The following is a 1,683-nucleotide window of genomic DNA, read 5'->3' as shown; positions in this document are numbered from 1 at the left end:
ACATGATAAAAGCCCGTTGTTACGGGCATTAGTCTAGTAATCAAGCAAGACCTGAACAACGTTCAGCAAGCGTCTTTAGACGCTGCTGGTTTTCACCGCCTTACAGGCGGTGTACAAGCCACCTGTTTTCACGGGTGGTTATGACTTACTGAAATAGCTATTCAGATTTTTAAATTGACAAAAAACCAACCAGTTGGTACAATTGTTTTATAAAAGTTATCCAAGTAAGGAGTAGTTCTATGAAAGAATATGATTTATTAGTTATCGGATTTGGTAAAGCAGGTAAAACAATTGCTGGTAAAATGGCATCTCTTGGTAAAAAGGTTGCTCTTGTCGAACGTGACGCTTCTATGTATGGTGGTACATGTATCAATATCGGTTGCATTCCAACTAAAACTTTGATTCATGCTGCAGAAGAAAATTTGTCATTTAGCCAAGCGATGTCACTTAAAGAAACAGTGACGACTCGCCTTCGTAACAAAAATGAAGCTGGTTTGACAGGTGCAGGCGTTGACCTCTACAATGCCCAAGCTAAGTTTGTCTCAGACAAGGTTATCGAAATCTCGGCTGGCGATGAGGTTGAGCAACTGACTGCAGAAAAAATCGTCATCAACACAGGTGCTGTTTCAAATGTTTTCCCAATTCCTGGACTTCTTGAATCAAAAAATGTTGTTGATAGTACAGGTATTCAAAATCTTGATCAGCAACCTAAACGCCTCGGTATCATCGGTGGTGGCAATATTGGTCTTGAGTTTGCAAGTCTTTATGCTCGTCTTGGAAGCCAAGTGACTGTTTTTGAAGCAGCGCCAGCTATCCTTGGTCGTGCTGAAAAAGTGGCAGCTAAACTAGCTCAATCTTACCTTGAAGAGGATGGCGTCACTTTTGTTCTAGGAGCAAAAGTGGAAAAAGTAGCCAATAAAGGCGAAGCCGTTGTCGTGACTGCCAATGGCGAAGACTATGAATTCGATGTGGTTATGTATGCTATGGGACGCAAACCAGCAACTGAAGGACTTGGTCTTGAAAATACAGATATTGTAGTAACTGAACGTGGAGCCGTACAAGTCAATGAATACCTTGAAACAAGCGTTGAGGGTGTCTATGCTGCTGGTGATGTTAATGGTGGTCTCCAATTCACATATACTTCACTAGACGATTTTCGCATTCTTTTAGGTCGTTTCACAAATAGTAGCGATTATAACCTCAATAGCCGTAAAAATGTTCCTAACACAACCTTCATTGAACCAGCTTTGTCACAGGTTGGTCTTACAGAGAAAGAAGTTATCGCAGCTGGTTTGCCATACAAGGCAAATGAACTTGCAGTAGCTAATATGCCACGCGCTCACGTTAACAATGACCTTCGCGGTATTTATAAGGTTATCGTCAACACTGAGACGAACGAGATTTTAGGTGCTACCCTCTTTGGTTCAAACTCACATGAAATCATCAATTTGATTAAGATGGCAATGGATAATAAGATTCCTTACACCTATATCAAGAATCAAGTATTTACCCATCCAACGATGGCTGAAAACTTAAATGATGTTTTCAATTTCTAAATGTCAAGCCATAAAAAGTCTTCGATAAGGAGCAGGACAAACGCATGAAACAGTTATTTCCGAATTATAGTACAGTTTAAAGTAGATACTCTCAATGCTTTTCCTATAGCAAAACAGCTCAATAATA

1 protein-coding gene is annotated in these 1,683 nt (G+C 40.1%); it reads left to right on the top strand.

The window, feature by feature from the left end; translation table 11 throughout:
• Window positions 1-239: 239 nt before the first annotated feature.
• On the top strand, window positions 240-1,556 hold the full coding sequence (locus JOC31_RS09780; RefSeq protein ID WP_205017957.1) for an FAD-containing oxidoreductase: 1,317 nt from the start codon (window positions 240-242) through the stop codon (window positions 1,554-1,556).
• Window positions 1,557-1,683 lie beyond the last annotated feature (127 nt).

The sequence above is a fragment of the Streptococcus saliviloxodontae genome, assembly GCF_016908655.1.
Lineage (GTDB): Bacteria > Bacillota > Bacilli > Lactobacillales > Streptococcaceae > Streptococcus > Streptococcus saliviloxodontae.
This window is presented reverse-complemented; position numbering and strand designations above follow the sequence as displayed.